Annotated in this window: 13 protein-coding genes; 9 read left to right on the forward strand and 4 right to left on the reverse strand. The window is 34.1% G+C overall.

Annotation, left to right across the window (positions count from 1 at the left end; all coding sequences use genetic code 11):
• The first annotated feature begins 43 nt into the window (after window positions 1-43).
• Entirely contained in the window at window positions 44-1,963 is a 1,920-nt protein-coding gene (gene sltY, locus QSH13_RS14525; protein ID WP_286039314.1) for a murein transglycosylase, read from the forward strand.
• A 100-nt stretch (window positions 1,964-2,063) separates the two neighbouring features.
• Window positions 2,064-2,375, forward strand: a complete 312-nt coding sequence (trpR, locus tag QSH13_RS14530) for a trp operon repressor (protein ID WP_036911763.1) — start codon at window positions 2,064-2,066, stop codon at window positions 2,373-2,375.
• A gap of 103 nt (window positions 2,376-2,478) precedes the next feature.
• Here trpR and yjjX read toward each other — a convergent pair whose 3' ends face one another.
• On the reverse strand, window positions 2,479-3,015 hold the full coding sequence (gene yjjX, locus QSH13_RS14535; protein WP_023580954.1) for an inosine/xanthosine triphosphatase: 537 nt from the start codon (window positions 3,013-3,015) through the stop codon (window positions 2,479-2,481).
• 51 nt (window positions 3,016-3,066) lie between these two features.
• On the opposite strand from yjjX, the gene gpmB reads away from it, so the two are divergent.
• Window positions 3,067-3,714 carry a 2,3-diphosphoglycerate-dependent phosphoglycerate mutase GpmB gene (gene gpmB / locus QSH13_RS14540; protein WP_109397092.1) on the forward strand — a complete coding sequence of 216 codons (648 nt, stop codon included), beginning with the start codon at window positions 3,067-3,069 and terminating at the stop codon, window positions 3,712-3,714.
• A gap of 44 nt (window positions 3,715-3,758) precedes the next feature.
• On the opposite strand, the gene robA is transcribed toward gpmB, so the two are convergent.
• On the reverse strand, window positions 3,759-4,667 hold the full coding sequence (robA, locus tag QSH13_RS14545; protein WP_109397093.1) for an MDR efflux pump AcrAB transcriptional activator RobA: 909 nt from the start codon (window positions 4,665-4,667) through the stop codon (window positions 3,759-3,761).
• A gap of 220 nt (window positions 4,668-4,887) precedes the next feature.
• Here robA and creA point away from each other — a divergent pair, with 220 nt between their 5' ends.
• Window positions 4,888-5,346 carry a protein CreA gene (gene creA / locus QSH13_RS14550; protein WP_171455359.1) on the forward strand — a complete coding sequence of 153 codons (459 nt, stop codon included), beginning with the start codon at window positions 4,888-4,890 and terminating at the stop codon, window positions 5,344-5,346.
• Between the two features lie 210 nt (window positions 5,347-5,556).
• Here the strand turns inward: creA and arcA are convergent, their stop codons facing one another.
• Window positions 5,557-6,273, reverse strand: coding sequence for a two-component system response regulator ArcA (arcA, locus tag QSH13_RS14555; RefSeq protein ID WP_006535263.1), 717 nt, complete (start codon window positions 6,271-6,273; stop codon window positions 5,557-5,559).
• A gap of 810 nt (window positions 6,274-7,083) precedes the next feature.
• On the opposite strand from arcA, the gene thrA reads away from it, so the two are divergent.
• From thrA to QSH13_RS14575, 4 genes are all read left to right on the forward strand, one after another.
• Window positions 7,084-9,543 (forward strand): bifunctional aspartate kinase/homoserine dehydrogenase I, encoded by a 2,460-nt coding sequence (gene thrA, locus QSH13_RS14560; protein WP_109397094.1) that lies wholly within the window; start codon window positions 7,084-7,086, stop codon window positions 9,541-9,543.
• A gap of 2 nt (window positions 9,544-9,545) precedes the next feature.
• Window positions 9,546-10,475 (forward strand): homoserine kinase, encoded by a 930-nt coding sequence (gene thrB, locus QSH13_RS14565; protein ID WP_491005529.1) that lies wholly within the window; start codon window positions 9,546-9,548, stop codon window positions 10,473-10,475.
• Window positions 10,476-10,478: 3 nt separating this feature from the next.
• Complete coding sequence (gene thrC, locus QSH13_RS14570) at window positions 10,479-11,771, forward strand: threonine synthase (protein WP_196544663.1); 1,293 nt, start codon at window positions 10,479-10,481, stop codon at window positions 11,769-11,771.
• Between the two features lie 162 nt (window positions 11,772-11,933).
• Window positions 11,934-20,108, forward strand: a complete 8,175-nt coding sequence (locus QSH13_RS14575) for an RTX toxin (RefSeq protein ID WP_286039315.1) — start codon at window positions 11,934-11,936, stop codon at window positions 20,106-20,108.
• A 63-nt stretch (window positions 20,109-20,171) separates the two neighbouring features.
• Here the strand turns inward: QSH13_RS14575 and yaaA are convergent, their stop codons facing one another.
• The gene (yaaA, locus tag QSH13_RS14580) at window positions 20,172-20,954 is read right to left on the reverse strand and encodes a peroxide stress protein YaaA (RefSeq protein WP_286039316.1); all 783 of its coding nucleotides are present in this window, start codon (window positions 20,952-20,954) and stop codon (window positions 20,172-20,174) included.
• Window positions 20,955-21,258: 304 nt separating this feature from the next.
• On the opposite strand from yaaA, the gene tal reads away from it, so the two are divergent.
• The gene (gene tal / locus QSH13_RS14585; protein ID WP_072063732.1) at window positions 21,259-22,212 is read left to right on the forward strand and encodes a transaldolase; all 954 of its coding nucleotides are present in this window, start codon (window positions 21,259-21,261) and stop codon (window positions 22,210-22,212) included.
• Window positions 22,213-22,559 lie beyond the last annotated feature (347 nt).

Below are 22,559 nucleotides of genomic sequence, written 5' to 3' on the forward strand. Positions count from 1 at the left end.
GTATTCACTCTTTGGCGGTTTTATTTGAGGTGGGAGAAATAACGTGGTGAAGCAAAAGTGGTCGTTAACATTCGCAATAGGGGCATTGTGTTTTTCTGCATGGGCACACGCTGACTCATTAAGTGAACAACGTGCTCGTTATCAAGAAATTAAAGCAGCGTGGGATCTAAAAAAAACAGATGAAGTTGAAAAATTACTGCCTACATTGCAAGATTACCCACTTTATCCCTATTTAGAATATCGTCAAATTACAGATAATCTTGATATTGTGGCACCGGCGGTTGTTTCTGAATTTGTTGAAAAATATCCAACACTCCCTCCAGCAAGAGCGCTTCCATCGCTGTTTGTGAATGAACTAGCGAAGCGCCAAGAGTGGCAAAATTTACTGACTTTTAGTCCAAATCCACCTAATCCTAAAGCCGCAAGATGTAATTACTATTATGCAAAGTGGGCAACAGGTGATATTCAAACAGCATGGATTGGGGCTAAAGAAGCATGGCTAAATGGTACTTCAATGCCATCAAGTTGCGATCCTCTTTTTGATGAATGGCAAAAGGCGAATCAATTAACACCAGAATTAGTGTTAGAGCGAATTGACTTAGCGATTAAAAATGGTAATACGGGGCTGGCGGCTTACTTGGCTCGACGTCTTCCTCAAAATTATCAAACTATTAGTGATGCCTTGGTTGAATTACAAGACTATCCAAATTTAGTGGGACGCTATGCAACCGCGCTTTCACCGACGGATTTTACTCGTACCATCATACAATCCGCATTTTCACGTTGGGCTAGAAAAGACGCAGATGCAGCTCGAGCACAGATTGATAATATTGCGCATGCACAAAAAATGACGGCAAGTGAACGTCAGTTAATGCGTGATACAGTGGCGTGGCAATATATGCCTTATGCGACACCAGAGCAGGTAAAATGGCGTGATAGTGTTATTCAAGATACCGCATCAGATACATTACGTGAGCGTCGTGTACGTCTAGCATTAAGCCAAAATCAACCGACTGAATTGACTTTGTGGTTAGAAAGACTTTCACCTGAAAGTAAAAATAAAGAAGAGTGGCGTTATTGGCGAGCAATGGTGTTGCAATCACAAGGTAAAAACAGTGAAGCTCAAGCTATTTTAGAAGCGCTAACGCAACATCGTGGTTTTTATCCAATGGTTGCTGCCGCTAAATTAGGTAAACCTTATGTGATGGTAATAGATAAAGCACCAAGTGTTTCATCAACTATTCCTAATCAGCCAGAAATACAGCGTGTTCGTGAATTAATGTATTGGCAGATGGACAACTTAGCGCGATCAGAGTGGGCAAATTATGTAGCTTCACAGCCAGTACAAATACAGTCTGAATTAGCACGTTATGCGTATGAGCAAAAATGGGCTGATTTAGCGGTGCAGGCCACTATCACAGGGAAAATGTGGGATCATCTAGAAGAACGTTTTCCTCTTGCTTGGAAAAATGAGTTTGAGCAATACACAAAAGATAAATCGATAGATCGCAATTATGCGATGGCGATTGCTCGTCAAGAAAGTGCGTGGAACCCTCAAGCTCGCTCTTCAGCTGGTGCAACAGGTTTAATGCAGGTAATGCCAAAAACAGCCGAATTTACGGTAAAACAAGCAGGTATTACGGGATATGTAAGTAGTGCACAGTTAACTAATCCGGTGAAAAATATTGAGATTGGTACGGCTTACCTTGATTCTGTTTATCAGCGTTTTAACCAAAACCGTATTTTAGCAAGTGCTGCGTATAATGCAGGGCCTGCACGTGTTGATCGTTGGTTATCTGATGCAAATGGTCAATTAGATGCGATAGCGTTTGTTGAAAGTATTCCTTTTGCTGAAACGCGAGGTTATGTCAAAAATGTGCTCTCTTTTGCTGTTTTCTATAGCTATTTTGCCGGTGAACAGCAGCCGGTCTTGACTGAAAACGAGTGGAATAGTCGGTATTAAAAGAGAATAACGCGGATTTATCGTTGGTGCCTCTTTGTACATTAGCAAAGTATGTTATACTATGTACTAGTTAATGAGTGTGGCAAAAGAGGTTCCCACGATGCAAGATCCTGCATTATCACCTGAAGAAAATGAGCACTGGCTAAGATTTGTTGAGTTATTACAACATGCCTTTGAGCAAGATGTGCAATTTCCTATTTTACAACTTTTAATGACACCTGATGAACGTAGTGCTTTGGCAACACGAGTTCGCATTGTGCAAGAGTTAATGCGAGGGGATTTAAGTCAGCGTGAGTTAAAAGAAGAGTTAGGTGTTGGTATTGCCACCATCACTAGAGGCTCTAATAGTTTAAAAACAGCACCACATGATGTGAAATTATGGCTTGAAAAAGAGCTAATGACAAAAAAATAGTCGTGCTGTTATGATCTAAACTAGAATAATAAAAAGCCATTTAATTATTTGATTAAATGGCTTTTTTGTTATTTATTTATCTAAAAACACATCAGATTAATTATTAATCTTCTTTTTGATTGAGTTCTTTATAAATATCATGAGTGACAGGGACTAATGCCAGCACTAATGCTTGTTGATATACAGAGGTGCGACTGAGTAAGCCATCGGTAAAATAACCAATTGCACCGCCACGCTGTTTAATATTGTCAATTTTTGTTAAGAAAGCCATTTCATCGCCAAGCTCACGACCTTCACGGATCCCTTTTAAGATCTGCTCGGGTAACATAAGACTTGCTGAGCGTGATTCTCCTCGAATTTGGCCATGTTCGACAACAATCCAAGCAAAGGTCATATCATCTTCAATACCGGCTTCAACGCCAACCCAAAAATCAGCTTCAGGGCGAACTTGACGAGCTGCCATCACACGTTGGCGTGCGCCAGTTCTCGTTTCTGTATTTCCGATAGGTTGCTGTGGAACACGACTATCGACATTAATATCTTCAATATCAAAGGTATCTTTACCGAACACTTGCTCAAAAGCGAGTTTTATCGCGTTGATTTTTGCTGGATTCGTAGTGGCTGCAATGACATGATACATAATGAATTAATCATCCTTTGAAAAATTAGAGCAGTATAACGGAAAAAATGTATGTTACAGGTCTATCTTGTTCGCCACGGTGAAACTGAATGGAACGTGGCGAGACGTATTCAAGGGCAATCTGATAGCCCGCTAACAGCGAATGGTGTGCGTCAAGCACAGCAAGTTGCTGAAAAAGTAAAATCAGCAGGCATTACCCACATTATCTCAAGCGATCTTGGCCGTACTCGTCAAACGGCAGAAATCATTGCACAAGCTTGTGGCTGTGAAGTGATAACTGACCCACGTTTACGTGAACTCAATATGGGCGTTCTTGAACAGCGAGAGATCGCAACATTAAAGACACAAGAAGAGGTTTGGCGCAAGAGTTTGATTGATGGTACACCCGATGGGCGAATTCCCCAAGGAGAATCAATGGCAGAATTAGCCAGTCGTATGCAGGCTGCACTAAATCAATGTCTTGATTTACCCGAAAATAGCCGTCCACTCTTAGTGAGTCATGGTATTGCTTTAGGGTGCTTATTGAGCACAGTATTGGGATTACCTGCATATGCAGAACGCCGTTTAAGACTGCGTAATTGTTCAATTTCACGTGTTGATTATCAAAATAGCCCTTGGCTTGCTAATGGTTGGGTGATTGAAACGGCGGGTGATGTGAGTCATCTTACTGATATTGCACTAGATGAAGTACAGCGTTAAAAAATAAAAGCTCTCTTTTTCATATCACAAAGAGAGCTTTTTTCTTATGCGGTTACATCTTCGCGTTTAATTGGAATGTAATATTCAAAACGTTCGATATGATCTTGTGGTTCAGTCACCATCTCATTGCTGTAACGCACATTTTTAAGATAGTATTTTTCAACATCATAGCCTTTACGGCGCGTTAATCCCATATTAGGTAAGCAGACACCATAAATTAGGAATAAAAATTCCTGCATTGCACCGCGTTTTGCCTCCCCCTCGAAATCAAAGCGAATATAATCACCACCAGCAAGAGTGACTTCATTGGCTGCATCATCATCGATGAATGTTGCATAGTCTGGCTCAACGGCGGTTGTGTAAAGCACGCGTTGTTCGTCTTCATGCTCATCGCTATGTTGTGTGTGGTGAAGTCCATAAACTTGATGAGGAACAGAGCTTATCTTGCTCATGTAGTAGTGCCAGAAGGTTTGACGCATGTTAGAGCAGGCTTCAGCCCATTGCTCGAGGGTATGGCTACAAGTTTGCTCAATACCAATTAATTTTTTCTCAGATAGCGTTACAAATTCCCATTTAGGTAAATTTTGGGGATCTAAGGTAATTGGTGGACAAATTCCTACCGCACACCATTCATCTGTACGACGATAAAGTGCGGGGGTTCTATCAAATTGCTTTTTAAAAGCGCGGGTAAAGGTCTGTTGAGAATCAAAACGATATTGCAAAGCAATGTCTAAAATAGGGCGACTCGTTAAACGTAATGCAACGGCTGCACGGGATAGACGCCTTGAACGAATATAAGAACCAATCGCTTGTCCTGTAACTTCTTTAAACATGCGTTGTAAATGCCACTTGGAGTAACCCGCTTTGGTTGCGACATTATCGAGGGATAATGGCTTGTCTAGATTACTATCAAGCCAAGCGAGTAAATCACGTATGATGTTGGTTTGATCCATACATCTCCCTTAGTCATATTCGTTTATTTATTGCAGTAGATGGTAAAGAGCCTGAACATCTATAACAAGTTATATTGTTAGATAATCGTAAAATATAGTCTTTTTCATCGGCTAATGTACACAAATTCTTCTATCAGTTAGTAATAGATTGTTTTATTCTAGGCTGAACTATTTCTCATCTTTTCAATGGAACAAGGTAAATATGTTAAATTTCAAAAAGATGCTAGCAGTGTCTATCTTACTCCCTTTTTCTTTGATGGCAAAAGCAGAAGAAATTGGCTACGTGGATACGGTATTCAAGTTTTTTGGCGCTAACCATAAAATTGTGATTGAAGCATTTGATGATCCTGAAGTTAAAAATGTCACTTGTTATTTAAGCCGAGCAAAAACTGGGGGCATTTCAGGTAGTTTAGGTCTTGCTGAAGATACTGCTGATGCGGCGATATCTTGCCAGCAAGTCGGGCCTATTGAACTAAGTGAAAAGGTTATTAAAGGGAAAAATAATGGCGATGTTGTTTTTCAGAAAAGAACATCACTCGTATTTAAAAAGCTTCAAGTTGTGCGTTTTTACGATAAACAGCGCCACGCTTTGGTTTACTTGACTTACTCCGATAAAGTTATTGATGGTTCACCAAAAAATGCGATTAGTGCCGTACCTATTATGCCGTGGAAAGAGTGATTTTTATTTGCTAGAGAAATTAATGATTAATAAAATTAATACGAATAAGGTTAAAAAATTTTTTTAAAAACAAGTCATATTTTTTTCAAAATAGTTGCTGAGATCAATTTTCACCTTTTGTGATTTTATTAATCCATCTTTAGATAAAAGAAAACCCCTGAATATTATTCAGGGGTTTTTTGTTAGTTAAGTGCTTGATATGATATCAAATTACTCGTCTAAATCACCACAAAAGCGATAGCCTTCACCATGAATTGTTGCAATGATTTCTGGTGTATCAGGTGTTGATTCGAAATGCTTACGAATACGACGGATAGTTACGTCAACAGTACGATCATGAGGTTTCAGTTCACGACCTGTCATTTTCTTCAGTAATTCTGCGCGAGTTTGGATTTTTCCTGGGTTCTCGCAGAAATGTAGCATCGCACGAAATTCGCTGCGTGGTAATTTATATTGTTCACCAGCAGGGCTGATTAGTGAGCGACTGTTAATATCAAGCTCCCAACCATTGAATTTATAGCTTTCAACTAAACGGCGTTCTTCTGTGCCATTAACTAAATTCATGGTACGTGACAGTAAGTTACGTGCACGAATCGTTAATTCACGAGGATTAAATGGTTTAGTAATGTAATCATCGGCACCAATTTCTAGGCCTAAGATTTTATCAACTTCATTATCACGACCTGTTAGGAACATTAATGCAACACTTGCCTGTTCACGTAATTCACGAGCAAGTAACAGCCCGTTTTTACCAGGAAGGTTAATATCCATAATGACCAGATTAATATCATGATCAGATAGAACATTGTGCATTTCATTGCCATCAGTGGCTTCGTGTACGATATACCCTTCAGCTTCGAATATGCTTTTCAGGGTATTACGAGTAACAACTTCGTCTTCAACAATCAGAATGTGCGGGGTTTGCATATTTGCTACCTAAAATTACCAAAAATAGAAAAAGGAAATCTGTGTTTAACTTCTGTGTGCGCTTGTGTGGTTATTCATTTTTGTTATTAGCACGTAAAAACTAGACCCAGATTGAAAATTCGATAAATAACCATCACGTTATTACAAAACTTGCAAAATTAATCGATAATGGACGTTAAAATCAGAATGCAAAACGCCCATAGTCTATTAACAGCAATATAACACCAGTTGTATTAAATACCATCTAAAAAGCTAACTTTTGTTGACACATATCAAAATCAAGATAACAGCTTAACCTTGATTTCAATAGTTAACTATATAATTTGATTTATGTAATGTAAAAGAAAAATATATGTTAAATATAGTGGGGTTTATTTTTTTTTGCCAGTTTTGTTACACAAATTAAAGTAGCATAAAATACCTTATTCCTTATAAAAGTACAAATGCCCAAATAACTCAAAGATAGTAGCCTTATTTTCTTTATTTATCCCTTTGTGATAGTAATTTCTATACTACAATAGGGGTAAAATTCGAATAAATTTCATTTAAGTCGAATTCGTTTTTTTAGTAAAAAAAGAGAAAAAGTTTGACATCTCTCTCGCTTTGCTTTAACCAGTATATAGTCAAACTAATTTTGAGACAGACAGGATAGTTATGCGCATTTACAGCCAAGCTAACATGACAATTATTACCACCACCACCGAGATCTTATATCGCGGGGCGGGCTGGCGCATATAAAAAACGAAAATCGAAAAAGCCCGCATTGAGAAATGCGGGTTTTTTTTTGGGGTGAAAAATCAGGAGAGCTGTATGCGAGTGTTAAAATTTGGAGGAACTTCAGTTGCCAACGCAGAGCGTGTGCTGAATGTTGCTGATATCGCTGAGAAAAAAAGAGAGCAGGGACAAGTCGCTCTTGTACTATCAGCACCGGCCAAGATAACTAACTACTTGGTTGCAATGATTGAAAAAACGGCAGAAGGTGAAGATCCTCTCACTCAAGTACGAGAAGCCGAGCAAATTTTTGCCAACTTATTACAAGGTTTAAGAGAAAAACAACCTGGTTTTGATTATGAGCGCTTAAAAGATAAAGTTGAGCGTGAATTTGCAGAGATCAAACATATTCTTCATGGGATATCTTTATTAGGTCAATGTCCTGATAGCATCAATGCGGCGATGATTTGTCGCGGTGAAAAGCTTTCTATCGCCATTATGGGATCCGTTTTACAGGCACGTGGTTATAATGTCACCGTGATCGATCCTGTCAAAAATTTACTCGCACAAGGTCATTATTTAGAATCGACCGTTGATATTCCAGAGTCTACTCGTCGCATCTTAGAACTCAATATCGCAAAAGACGATATAATTTTAATGGCAGGTTTTACTGCAGGTAATGAAAAGAATGAACTTGTGGTATTAGGTCGTAATGGTTCAGACTACTCTGCTGCTGTATTAGCGGCCTGTTTACGTGCGGAGTGCTGTGAAATTTGGACAGATGTTGACGGTGTTTATACTTGTGATCCTCGTTTAGTTCCTGATGCGCGTCTATTAAAAGGCATGTCTTACCAAGAAGCGATGGAACTCTCTTACTTCGGTGCAAAAGTACTTCATCCACGTACTATTGCGCCAATCGCCCAATTTCAAATTCCTTGCTTAATAAAAAACACTGGCAATCCAGACGCGCCGGGTACATTAATTGGTGATGGTCAAAAAGACGATAGTACACCAGTTAAAGGGATCACCAACCTTAATAATATGGCGATGATCAATGTGTCTGGCCCAGGTATGAAAGGCATGGTTGGAATGGCTGCTCGTGTGTTCTCGGTTATGTCGAGAGCAGGTATTTCTGTTGTTCTGATTACACAATCTTCTTCTGAATACAGCATTAGCTTTTGTGTCCCCCAAAAAGAACTGATTAGAGCGCAAAAAGCATTATCAGATGAATTCTATTTAGAATTAAAAGATGGTGTGCTTGACCCATTAGATATCATGGAAAACGTTGCTATCATCTCTGTTGTAGGTGATGGTATGCGTACTTTAAAAGGAATTTCAGCGCGATTTTTCTCTGCATTAACTCGTGGCAATATTAATATTGTTGCTATTGCTCAAGGTTCTTCAGAACGCTCAATTTCAGCTGTTATTGCCAATGATTCAGCAACCAATGCTGTACGTTTATGTCATCAAATGCTTTTCAACACTAATCAAATAGTGGAAGTCTTTATTGTCGGTGTTGGTGGTGTAGGCAACGCATTAATCGAGCAGATCCATCGTCAACAAGCATGGTTGAAAAATAAGCATATTGATCTTCGTGTATGTGGTATTGCTAACTCAAGAGCCATGTTGACAGATATGCAAGGTATTGATTTAGATAATTGGCAACATGCCTTAAAAGAAGCCAAAGAGCCTTTTAGCTTTAGTCAGCTTATTCGTTTAGAAAAAGAGTATCACTTCTTAAATCCAGTGATTGTGGATTGCACATCAAACGAAGAAATTGCGCAACAATACGCAAATTTCTTACAAAATGGCTTTAACGTGGTTACACCAAATAAAAAAGCGAATACGCTGTCGATGGATTATTACTATCAAATTCGACAAGCCGCAGAAGCTTCGCGCCGTAAGTTCTTGTATGACACTAACGTAGGTGCGGGTTTACCGGTTATTGAAAACTTACAAAACTTACTAAATGCAGGCGACGAGTTAGTTCAATTTAATGGTATTCTTTCAGGGTCATTATCTTACATTTTTGGTCAATTAGATGAAGGTAAAAGCTTATCTGAAGCGACTCTTTCAGCTAAAGATAAAGGTTTTACTGAACCAGATCCTCGTGATGATCTTTCTGGTATGGATGTTGCGCGTAAACTGCTTATTTTAGCGCGAGAAGCGGGTTATAAATTAGAACTAAGTGATATTGATGTGGAGCCTGTACTACCCGTTTCATTTGATAGCACAGGTGATGTAGCAAGCTTCTTAAACCGTTTACCTCAAGTTGATGTGGAATTTGATGCAAAAGTCGAAGAGGCTCAAAAGGTAGGTAAGGTATTACGTTATGTCGGCATCATCAATGAAGGCAAATGCCAAGTTAAGATAATGGCTGTTGATGCAAATGATCCTCTATTTAAAGTAAAAAATGGTGAGAATGCTTTAGCCTTTTACACTCGCTACTATCAACCTATTCCATTGGTATTACGTGGATATGGTGCTGGTAATGATGTTACTGCTGCTGGGGTATTTGCAGATGTGTTACGTACCTTATCATGGAAATTGGGAGTTTAAGCGTGGTTAAAGTTTATGCACCGGCATCAATAGGCAATGTGAGTGTCGGATTTGATGTTCTTGGCGCGGCAGTTTCACCTATAGATGGGCAATTACTGGGTGATTGTGTCACCGTTGACGCGGCTTCGACATTTACACTTGAAAGTAAAGGGCACTTTGTTAGCAAATTACCTTCAGATCCTAAACAAAATATTGTGTATCAATGTTGGCAGCTATTTTGTGAAAAATTAGGAAAAGAACTTCCAGTCGCAATGACGCTTGAAAAAAATATGCCGATCGGTTCTGGTCTAGGATCAAGTGCTTGTTCTGTTGTTGCTGCATTGGTTGCACTTAATGAATTTGCTCAAAAGCCGTTTGATGAAAGACAATTGCTACTGATGATGGGGGAGCTTGAAGGCCGCATTTCAGGTAGTGTGCACTATGATAATGTTGCACCTTGTTATTTAGGTGGGTTACAACTGATTTTGGAACAAAATGGCACTATTTGTCAGTCTGTACCCACTTTTGATGATTGGTATTGGATTATGGCATATCCAGGAATTAAAGTTTCTACGGCAGAAGCTAGAGCGATTTTACCAAAACAATACACTAAAGCAGACATCATTAACCACGGTCGTTATTTATCTGGTTTTATCCATGCTTGTCATACTCAGCAATCAGGGCTAGCGGCTAGTTTGATGCAAGATGTGATCGCAGAGCCTTATCGAACCCAACTTCTTCCGGGGTTTGAAAAAGCCCGAGAGGCTTCGCAGAAGAAAGGTGCGTTAGCTTGTGGCATTTCAGGCTCAGGGCCTACCATTTTTACGATTAGTGATTCATTAGAAATCGCACAAGAGATGGCCGAATGGCTGAAACAAAACTACGTACAAAACAGTGAAGGCTTTGTACATATCTGCCGTATAGATACGCGTGGCGCAAGACAGATAGGGTAAGTCATGAAATTATATAATTTGAAAGATAATCAAGAACAAGTCAGCTTTGCTCAAGCAGTAAAACAAGGTTTGGGTAAACAACAAGGGCTCTTTTTTCCACAAGACTTACCTTCGTTTTCTAAAGCTGAAATTGATGAATTATTAGCACTTGATTTTGCAACACGTAGTAGCCGTATTTTGACAGCCTTTATTGGTGATGAAATTCCTGCTGATGTATTAGCAAAACGTATTAGTACTGCATTTGCATTTCCTGCACCTGTCACCCAAGTCGAAGATGATGTGAGTTGTTTAGAGCTTTTCCATGGCCCGACACTGGCATTTAAAGATTTTGGTGGCCGCTTTATGGCGCAAATGTTATCAGAAGTTGCTGGCAACCAACCTGTTACTATTTTAACAGCAACATCAGGTGACACAGGTGCGGCTGTCGCTCATGCTTTCTATAAGTTAGAAAATGTACAAGTTGTTATTCTTTATCCTGAAGGCAAAATTAGTCCGTTACAGGAAAAACTGTTCTGTACATTAGGTGAAAATATTCACACTGTTGCTATTAAAGATGATTTTGATGCTTGCCAATCATTAGTGAAACAAGCTTTTGATGATGAGTTCTTAAAGAAAACAATGTATTTGAACTCCGCGAACTCTATTAATATCAGCCGATTGCTTGCTCAAATTTGTTATTACTTTGAAGCAGTTGCACAAATCCCTGCTGAAAAGCATGATCAGCTAGTGATTTCAGTACCAAGTGGTAACTTTGGTGATCTAACCGCAGGCTTATTGGCTAAATCGATGGGATTACCTATTAAGCGTTTTATTGCGGCAACTAATGCGAATGACACAGTTCCTCGTTATTTAGATAACGGTAAATGGGAACCTCACCGTACTGTTGCAACACTTTCCAATGCAATGGATGTTAGCCAACCAAATAACTGGCCACGTATTGAAGAATTGTATCGTCGTAAAGGTTGGGATCTTTCCGATCTTGCTCATGGCTCAGTGAGTGATGAAATAACAGAAGAAACCGTGCGTGAGCTCGCGAAGAAAGGCTATATTTCAGAGCCTCATGCTGCAATTGCATATCGTTTATTGCGTGATGAACTTCAAGAGGGTGAATATGGTTTATTCTTAGGAACCGCTCATCCGGCGAAGTTTAAAGAAAGTGTTGAGCGTATTTTAGGTGGTGAATTACCATTACCTAAAGAGCTTGCTGAGCGTGCAGATAAAGAATTACTCTCACATTTCTTACCTGCTGATTTTTCTCAGCTACGTGCATTTTTGCTTGAAAGGGCACCTAAATAACAATTAACTTAAATAATTAGATATATATTTAATTAAAAAGCCCAACAAAATGTTGGGCTTTTTTTATCTAAAAATAGGAAAATCAGTATTTAAAAAATATAAAAACAAATTTATATATTTTATTTCCCGTAATAGAATCAATTAGCGTTCAGGAAATTAAATATGAATGGATTAAAAGAAATAATCTTCAAAGATATTATTAATAGTATTGTGTTAAAAATAGAGGAGCATATAAAAGAAAATAGTTCAGAGCTGTTTTTTAAACTAAGTTCTGTAAAAAGAGTATTAACTGAGAATTATATTTCTATTTTTATTTCTAAAAATGAATATGCTGCAAATGAATTCTTAGAAAAGATAGATAATAATTTTTCACTCTATCATAAAAATGATTTCACAAAAGGCATTGATTTTATTAGAAAAGAAATTAATTCAAGTATAGAAAGTTTATTTTCAAATAGTGCTAAAATAGCAAGCAGAGAAGCCAATAAAATACAAAAAGAACGATTAAAATTATTAATCCAGAATAATATATCAGGTGATTATTATCTAGAATTTGAAGATAATAAGATGTTTATACAAATAGATAGTGAAAACAATAAATTCAAAATTATTAATTTTGATGGATATGCGATTTTTTTTTATAACAAGAGAGATCTAATAAATAAAGTTTATGATGTTATAGGTGATAAAAGTAATAGTAATTTATTACATTATCGTTTTTATAATAGAAAAGAGTATGTTAGTTATTTTAATAATAATAAAACTTGGAAAGTAAATAGTAAAAATATTTTTAGAGAAATAATTAATGATATTAAGGAAAGGAAACAAATAAATGTTAATGAAAATATTTCTATTGAATTAAATGAAAGTTATTCATATAAAAATATTTTTATTATTAGGGATAAAATAGAAAATACAGAAAAGGTATTACATATTTATGTCGATGATATAGAAGAAGCATTTACAGTTGCAAAATCTAAATACGATCAGATAATGGAGAGTGGTGAACATTTGCTCTATAAAATCGGTACTGGCTGGTTTATCACTAAAATAAAAAATAATATTGTGAAAAAGTTTTCTCAATATACCGATCTATTAAAACCTTTAGAAAGAGTGCTGAGTCGAGTCAATCTTATTGCTTCAACAGAAACTAATTATGATTTTAGTCATATTCATGTGTTAACAGGTTTATGTTATGGATTGAGCTTAAATTATTTAGTTGAAGTTAGAAACAGCGGCTTAGAAGGAGGAAATAAGTACTTATTCTGGCTAAAAGAAAGCATATCTTCTTATCAGAGTAAAAAAGAATTTATAGCCGATAAACTGGATTCTATTTTATTTAATAGTATACAAGAATATGAAATATTAAATCTAATTAAAGAAATTAAAAGTATTATATTTTCTCAACACTTTCAAATGGATAGATTAGGTGAAAAATCACAATATTTTGTTTTTGATACATTTAAGCCACTTGAATATAGTCAGATATTAGAACATCGAGGATTAAAAAAATCACATGTTAAAAAAATAGTATTTAATATAGATAACATTCATAAACACTTAGAACATGTTATGAATAGCTACAATGATTATTATGCTATTATTGCCTTCAAAGATCATGCTATTGCGATTACCTATAAAAGATATTCTGAGAATAATTATAAATTTTCTTTATTTGATTCTAATAGTGAGTTGTTAGAATACTCTAATGTTAGATCTATGAACGAAGTATTAGAGAAGAAAATGGATTTTTATGGATCAGATGATGTTGATGATCAAAGATATATCATTTTTGATGAATATACCAAAAGTGAGATTTCAAATTACCGAAGTGTTTGGGATTGTAATAATATAGAAATAAATAAAGGAATTGCTGAAAATATAAAAAAAATAGGTTTTTCATTACCATTTAAAGATAATATCACAGGGCGAATTGTTCATTATAGTAAACAAGGAGATCTTATTCTAGAACTTAAAAAAGAAAATATTTTAATTGAAGTTATTGTAAAAGATACATATGTTGATGAAGGTGTTTATTTAGTTAAGAATTATATTGATGATATTCTTGAAAATAGTCAGGCGAGTAAGATTATTTTAAATAAGAATGATGATAATAGTGTTGATATTGTTGTGGATGAATTAAACAACTTTCAAGAGATCAAGAAACAAAATGGGTATATTGAATTTAATGATATTTATTACCGGGATTTAATTGAAATAAACAGCCATATTGTTAAAGGAAAAAAAGCTAAAGAATTGAAAGAAATTGTTTCTTTAATTGATAGATTAAAAGGAAATATTTATTTTGATAAGCTAATAGCTAGTTTCTCTCTAATTAATAAAATCAATATTTTTAACAGTGATAATAAAAGCATATCGCTTATTGAAATTTTAAATAAAGTAAAAAATAAGTTAGAAAATAAACTATTTTATGACAGGTTAAATTATGGGAAAGAAAAACTCATGCAATTAGCTGAGAAAAATAGTTTGGTTGCAGCAAAATTTTATCAATTGATGGTAAACGAAATTAGTGATGGTACTTATGGTGTAAGTAATTTTATTTATAATCAAATTATTGAAAGTCCTTATTTGTCAATAGATAAAAAAAGATGTGTTGGCGTTGAGGGGTATGATTACACTATCGAGTTTCATAATAGCTATCAATATGTTAATGAGATAGTAGAGAGTATTAATATACCTGAGTTAAAGAATACCATTTTAATTGAGGATGAAAGTAAATTACATTTAAAAGAGAATTATAAGAAATTATCAGAGTATAGAAGTGATAAGTATGTTAATAAGTTACTGAGTTTGATTGAAACAGAAATAGATATAAATAAAGGCGATAAAGTTGGATATTATAGTGAACTCTATTTTGATCTCTTTAGAAATAATCAATTTACTAATAGAATGATCATGCATGAAATTTGTCAGTTAGAAAATTATTTCAATAATGGCTATAGGGAACATAATTATAGTTATCACCCTAGTAATTTTTATATTGATAAAGATAATCCTGTTGATATATTTGAATATTCATTTTCTAAAAATAAAAATGAGATAGATAGTAGCTATTTGCTCTTTGATGATAATAAAAATAATTTTAAATTTTTATTTTTGGATAATAAATTCTTTAGTAATAAAAATATTGATAATGTTATTGTTGATAGTATCAATTCCTTCTATCAAGATGATATTATTATCTATTTTTATAATGGCGTAAAAAGTGAAGATTTAGCTATTTACTTAAATGATAACCCAGAAATAAGCGCTTTTCTTGATTATTGTTTAAAAAATAGAATAAGAGTCATTGCGACAGGAAGTGAAGATAATACGCTTTTCCATCATACGTTTATTAAACAAAAAAATGATGTTGATACATTACAAAATATTATTAATGAAAATAAATTCTTTAATGAAAGAACCATTATTTTTGCAAAAAAAGAAAAGTTATTAAGTTATCAATCTGGTGATTTTTTTGTTGAAGGTATTGCTCAGCGATTAAATATGCCGATCTATCAGATCATTGATAATAAAGTCTCTCTTTTACAAGACTATATCATTGTGAAACCCATTATTGAGAGACAGTATATTGATAAACCACTACTTATGGGAGCAATGGCATTTAATATAATGCCTTTATCATCAAATTATGATGATGATTTTGTTATTTCAAATGAAGAGAAAATAGAGATAGAAAATAATCAAATAGCAAAAAAAATCTATCAAGTCATTTCATCTCTGTATCCTAATTATCGAGAAAATGAAGAGTTTAAATTAGGATATGACAAAGAAATAAAAAAGGTGATCGTGGATTATTCAGATAAGATAATATTATCTGATATTTTGAATTATATTACATTAAATCGCTATGATCTTAATATGTATCAAATTGGTTCTATTATTAATAAAGTAGATGCTGTTAATGTAGAATATCATAGAAAAGAACTAAAACGTATCAGTAATGAAATTATCAAAGGGGATATTTCAATAAAAAAAGCAATTCATCAATATATAGATGAATTATCAGTCAGTTTTAAGACAATAGATAAAAAGAAGTTAGAAAATAAAATCACACAAGTAATATATGATCCATTGATGAGCAATAAATTTAATCAATATTTATTAGGTGAAATATCATTTGAACAATGGCATTCATTAGATTTACTAACAAAAGAGCATAGCACCTTAATAGAAAAGGCAAATCAAGCCATTAAGATTATTCATTCAATTTATGACAATCCTGTATTGATAAAAAACCTAAGTTCTTTTTCAGAGAATTTACTCACTTCATTTTTTGATGAAAATAGAAATGGAATTTTATATCGTTCATTACTAGATAATATTTCTATTTTTAAAAACTATAAGAAAATAATAAATTCATTTCAAAATATCATTACGATGGTTCATCATAAGATGATACCTGATTCTTTACCACCCGCTAAGGCCTTAGAACAAGCAAATGATTTAAATCCGTTAGAACTTTTAAAGGTAAATAATCAACAATTACTTAACAAAGAAACTATAACAATAAGTGATTTTTCTATTGATAAACAACTATTGATTAATCTGGGGGCGAAAATTAATGGAAGAAGTCTCGATTCTGTTGATCTTAATACAGTAAATAAATGGGAATCAAAGCTTAGCTTTGATCCTTATCTCCTTAATGATTATTTTTTCTCTTTTTCTGGGGATGAAAAAGATAAATCTCTCATTTCTTTATTTCGTTACTTATTAAATAATAAAAAAGATAAAGTTAAATATTTACTCTCTGGTGATACGAATAGAATTGACTATTTAGCTGCTTCAGAAAGATTAATTAAAATTAATGAATTAGGTCATAAAGAGTATCAAGCACAAGATTGGGATGTTTTAAGAAAAGTATCATTAAACATTCCTCGTCACATGAAAATAATTAGCAAAATTGGTTATGCAAATATTACATTTGGTATGTGGCAATCAATCAATACTACATTTATGCTTGCGGAACAACTTAATAATCCGCTATTAACGATGAAAGAAAGAAAAGAGATTATTAATAATCTTGCCATCATGTGGTCTGAAATGGCTTATAATGGCCTTTCCGAAATGATTGAAATTACGTTAGCTAAAGGTTTATTAAAATATCGGCATAATCCATTGGAATATGTCAATAAAATAAGCACAAGAATTGGAGTAGGACTTAATATTCTTTCTATTGGATTTGATATTTATAACGCTTACGATAATTTTAGCCGTATCTCTGATGAGGATAATAAAAAAAGGCAAATTGATTATATTGTTAATGGTTCTCTTGCTGTTGTTTCGGGATTGGTTACGCTTGGGGTTTCTATTGCAATGCTTGCCGGCTCAACGCTTGCAGGCCCTATTGGTATTGTGGCTGGTGCCGTTATTGCACTTGCAACTTCGATTTATAATGCAACAAGACTTATTGAAGAAGCAAAAGTAAAAGTGCATTTTACACTGAGAGAAGAGCTAGATAATGGTTTTTATGCTTTTTTGATGGGGGATTTGCTACCAAACAAAAAGAATGAAATTGTCTATCTGGAAACAGAAACACAATTAGAAGAGATGATTGATAAAAAAGCGATTAGTTATCTTGAGGAAATAAAGAAACAGAATTATCAGAGTCGTTATTTTTATACAAATGAAAAACAGGTTTATCAAGAATATTATTATTATAAAGTTTTGCCAAACTTAATAGGAAAAACAATAGATTCAATTTTAAATCCCTTGGGAGATTATGTTGCTCAACGGATGTCTCAAAATCTCAGTCAAGAAGAAGCAGAGAAAATTGCCGCGCTCTCTTATCATTTACGTGCAGAAAAGACAGAATATAAATACTATTTGCCTAAAGAAGCCATTGCTACGAATGAAACACTTATTTTTGATATTGATTTTTATGTGAAAGAATTAAAGCGTTATACCTTAGATATTATTCCTGATGGTCATTCACCTATTTTTGATGACGTTATTGATAGTAATTTTATTAGAAAAATGAAAACAACGAGGGAAAACAGTATATTATTATTGGGTGAAAATAAATTAATAAGTGATTTAATAAAATCAAATAAAAATAAAAAATATTACTCATCAGGTTGGAATGAAAATGAAGTTTTTCATTTCAATACACATAATGGTAATGACATTATTGCAGCCCCTTCAAATACTAAGAATACCTTTGATATCTATAATGGAACGAAGAGACTAAGTGGGGGAAATAAAGAAGATATATTTAATTTATTTGCCTCAGAGTCTCCGCTTTATGCAAGTCGTTTTTATGGTAGAGGAGGAAGTGATACACTTCGTATTGTAAAAACAACAAATAAATATCAAGGATATGAAGTTAATTTATTAGATAATTACGTCAAATTTAAACCTTCAGAAGAGCAAACAAATAGTCAAAGTTTCCATTCAAAACTTTTTCTTTATCAAGAGAATGGGCGTCTTTATTCAAAAAAAATAGTTGATTCCATGCCTAATATTATCTTGCAAAATCATAGCATTATCGCTTATTTAGACAGTATTGAAAATGTTATTGGTAGTGAATTTGGCAACGATACTCTTTATGGTAATCATAAAGCTAATTACTTAGATGGCATGGGGGGAGCTGATTTATTATATGGATTAGGGGGAAATGATACCTTAGTTCTACAAGAGGGATATGCTGAAGGTGGTGATGGAAATGATAATTATCTTATATTACGAGCCTCTTTAGAAAAAAATTACAATATTCAGTTTGAAACTATCATTAATGAAAAAAGTGAAGTGGAAACTAGTCTTATAAGATTAAATTATTATTTTGATGAAATACATTCTATTCGTCGCCAAGGGAAAGATATTGTTTTATATATTAAAGTGAATGATGGAAATCAGTATAACGAATCTATTTATCATTTAATAACACTAAGAAATGTGTATGAAAATAAAGAAAATAATTCGTTGGTTCATCGATATACTTTGACAACAATGGATGGTTTTATATTAACGGCAAGTAAAGCTAATAAAGATAATGTATTATATGATTTTAGTTATATAGGTAAATATAATAATACTGAAGATGATATCCAATCATTATATGTTGATGATAATAATCGCTCCTTATCTCTTTCATACTTGAATAAAACTAAAAATATCAATTTATTACCACAATTAAGATATAGTGGGTTTTCTTCGGGAGAGAACTTACGGTTTGGTCTTCAAGGCGATTTTCAAGATAATCATTATTTTGGTATTACAAAAAATTCGATTATTACACTCAGTTCAGGTAGTGATAGTTATCAAATTAAAACATTTTTAGCTTCCAACAGAAATGATAAAATTAATATTTTATTTCCTGACAATAGAGAAAAATTATCTTACCACGATATCAGTAGTTTCTTTTTATCTGATATTAGCGGTTTTGATTTAATGTTTAGCAATAATGTTATATCACATCGTTATCATCCGGATTTTTACTTAAAATTGGCTTTTGAACCCTCCTATATTAATACTATTTTGGAAGCTGGAATGAAGCTTCGCTTTATTGATAAAGATAATCGGATTTTTACTCTTCCAACAAAAGAGAGCGGACAACGTTTGCTGGTTCCTATTACAGACTTAAATTTAGCAATAACAGCTGAAGATAATGTACTTATGATCCCTGAATCTCTTACTTTAAATAAAGAGACGTTATCTGAATATTCTCTTTCTCATTCTTACTCACCACTTTATTCACTTGTTTCGCAAGGACAACTCAATCAAGCGATTGACTTATTATCAATTATTGAGCCAATGGAAGGGAATGATATCGTTGTTAATCGTAATAAAAATAGTTCGGTGATTAATGGTGGATTAGGGGATGATCATATTGTCGTTAATCATGGGCATCATATTTTAATTGCAGGAGAAGGGAATGATAATCTTAATGCTGGAAGTGGAAATGACTTATTAATATCTGAATTTGGTGATGATCATTTAACTGGTGGTGCCGGCAATAATGTTTATATTGTGAAAAAGCGTCAGAGTAAAGTGACTATCTATGATGAAGGGAACAGTAGCCACCTTTTTATTTCAGGGTTATCAAAACACGAAAAACTTATTGCTTCTCAAGTAGGCGATGATATGCAGTATAAAACGCAGGATAATCAGTTTATTTTAACTGTAAAGGCGCAACAAGATAAAACAGTTTCTATTACGGAGAAAAAAAGTATGTTTTCCGCACAATCTCTTGCTGCAATTATTCAAGAAATGGCGCTGTTTAATGAACAACAATTAAAGATAATGCAAGATAGTGAACTTGTTCTGCCATTAGCATGGTCACCATTATCAGCGGTAGTAAAGCATTGGGAACTCTAACGATTAAAAATAGCCCTTTATTAAGGGCTATTTCATCATTGAACGTTTAATTTAAAACAAAATCTATTTAGCCATGGATTCAGCACGTTTAAATACTAGGGTATTACCCTCTGATTCTGTAGAATTAAATTGATAACCTTCAAGATCAAACTCTTTCAGTTGCGCTTTATTAGTTAGTTTTTCTTGAATAATAAAGCGACTCATTAATCCACGGGCTTTTTTAGCGTAGAAGCTGATAACTTTATATTTGCCATTTTTTTCATCAAGAAAAACAGGCTTAATAATTTCAGCATTCAGTTTTTTCGGGTTAACTGATTTAAAATATTCATCAGACGCTAAATTGATTAAAATATTATCACCTTGTTCTTCAAGTGCTTTGTTTAACGCTTCTGTAATGGTATTTCCCCAAAATTGGTATAAATCGCTGCCTTTTTTATTTTTTAGCTTTATACCCATTTCAAGACGATAAGGTTGCATTAAATCAAGAGGACGCAATACGCCATATAAGCCAGAAAGCATACGTAAATGTTGTTGTGCAAATTGAAAATCATCTTCAGAAAAAAGTTCAGCTTGCATTCCAGTATAAACATCACCTTTAAATGCCAAAATAGCTTGTCGTGCATTTTCTGGTGTGAAATTAGGTTGCCATTCACCAAAACGGGCGGCATTTAATCCTGCGAGTTTATCACTTATTTTCATTAAGCTTGCGATATCACTTGATGATAATTTTCGACATTCTTCGATAAGTTGTTGGGAATATTTTAGCAATTCAGGTTGTGTGAAGTGCGTTGTAGCTAAAGGCGATTCGAAATCCAGTGTTTTTGCTGGTGAAATAGTGATTAGCATAATTCCCTCGATACGTTATTTTAATATTGACCAAATATAGCAAATTCTTTTGATTAAAGATTAAATTATAGTAATAGGAAAAAACAATGGTTTCTCTTATTTGTCATGAAATCTGATAATTTAAACGATTCAGCCCGTGCTTCTCTTCTGTTTTTTTCTGCTTTTATTTTGCGAAAACGTTTGGCATTCAAATAATTGCTTTGTATGAATCTAAGCGTCTTGTAGTGTGAGCAGTCCATGTTATTATCAATAGATATCCGCAGGTGACTGCAAACAGATTTACCTAGTAGATGAGATAAACAAAATGACTAACAAATTGACTTCTTTGCGTAAGCTGACAACTGTTGTTGCTGACACTGGTGACATTGCAGCAATGAAACTGTATCAGCCACAAGACGCAACTACCAACCCATCTTTAATTTTAAATGCAGCTCAAATTCCTGAATATCGTAAATTAATTGATGAAGCGATTGAATGGGCGCGTTCACAAAGTGATTCTCGTGAACAACAAATCGTTGATGCTTGCGACAAACTGGCAGTAAATATCGGTTTAGAAATTTTAAAACTGATCCCAGGTCGTATTTCAACAGAAGTTGATGCACGTCTTTCTTACGATACTCAAGCGTGTATCGAAAAAGCACGTCATTTAATCAAACTTTACAATGATGCGGGTATCAGTAATGACCGTATTCTTATCAAATTAGCATCTACTTGGCAGGGTATCCGTGCCGCAGAGCAATTAGAAAAAGAAGGTATCAACTGTAACCTGACTTTACTGTTCTCTTTCGCTCAAGCACGTGCATGTGCTGAAGCAGGTGTTTACCTGATTTCTCCATTTGTTGGTCGTATCATGGATTGGTATAAAGCCAATACCGATAAAAAAGAATTTGCTCCAGCTGAAGATCCAGGTGTAATTTCTGTTACTGAAATCTATAACTATTACAAACAACACGGTTATAACACGGTTGTTATGGGCGCAAGCTTCCGTAATATAGGTGAAATTTTAGAATTAGCCGGTTGTGACCGTTTAACTATTGCTCCAGCACTGTTAAAAGAATTATCAGAAGCTGAAGGTGAAGTTGAACATAAATTATCCTACAAAGGTGAAGTGAAAGCGCGTCCAGAAGCTATCACTGAAGCTCAATTCTATTGGGAGCACAACGCTGATCCAATGGCAGTAGATAAATTATCTGACGGTATTCGTAAATTTGCTGTCGATCAGGAAAAATTAGAGAAAATGATTGCTGATTTATTATAATCTGCGATTAAACTCTCATACATGAGGGAAGTGCTTATCCTCCGTTTGGGTGAGACTTTCAGGTTACAGACAAACCCTATGTACTTCACATAGGGTTTTTTTTTAAGCGAAATACAATTCTCTTATAAATTCAATTTTTTATTTATTCCTATCGGCAATGCCTGTTTTATAATGATTGCTCATGCGAATATTGTTGCTTTTAAAAATCACTTAAATAGTAAAAATTTATTTATATTAATTATCTATACGCATTTTTTATTGAATATATATAGCATCCTACCTAAAAAAACGAATTTATAAAAGTTAAAATCAACTTATTATGACAAAATATAATTATAGCTCCTAAT

Origin of the sequence: Proteus faecis (assembly GCF_030286765.1) — a bacterium.
Classification (GTDB): domain Bacteria; phylum Pseudomonadota; class Gammaproteobacteria; order Enterobacterales; family Enterobacteriaceae; genus Proteus; species Proteus faecis.

Bases quoted from the DNA above. Each gene is read 5' to 3' on its own strand.
- thrC (WP_196544663.1), top strand. From the start codon at position 10,479: ATGAAATTATATAATTTGAAAGATAATCAAGAACAAGTCAGCTTTGCT.
- trpR (WP_036911763.1), top strand. From the start codon at position 2,064: ATGCAAGATCCTGCATTATCACCTGAAGAAAATGAGCACTGGCTAAGA.
- thrA (WP_109397094.1), top strand. From the start codon at position 7,084: ATGCGAGTGTTAAAATTTGGAGGAACTTCAGTTGCCAACGCAGAGCGT.
- creA (WP_171455359.1), top strand. From the start codon at position 4,888: ATGCTAGCAGTGTCTATCTTACTCCCTTTTTCTTTGATGGCAAAAGCA.
- QSH13_RS14575 (WP_286039315.1), top strand. From the start codon at position 11,934: ATGAATGGATTAAAAGAAATAATCTTCAAAGATATTATTAATAGTATT.
- arcA (WP_006535263.1), bottom strand. From the start codon at position 6,273: ATGCAAACCCCGCACATTCTGATTGTTGAAGACGAAGTTGTTACTCGT.
- yjjX (WP_023580954.1), bottom strand. From the start codon at position 3,015: ATGTATCATGTCATTGCAGCCACTACGAATCCAGCAAAAATCAACGCG.
- gpmB (WP_109397092.1), top strand. From the start codon at position 3,067: ATGTTACAGGTCTATCTTGTTCGCCACGGTGAAACTGAATGGAACGTG.
- robA (WP_109397093.1), bottom strand. From the start codon at position 4,667: ATGGATCAAACCAACATCATACGTGATTTACTCGCTTGGCTTGATAGT.
- tal (WP_072063732.1), top strand. From the start codon at position 21,259: ATGACTAACAAATTGACTTCTTTGCGTAAGCTGACAACTGTTGTTGCT.
- yaaA (WP_286039316.1), bottom strand. From the start codon at position 20,954: ATGCTAATCACTATTTCACCAGCAAAAACACTGGATTTCGAATCGCCT.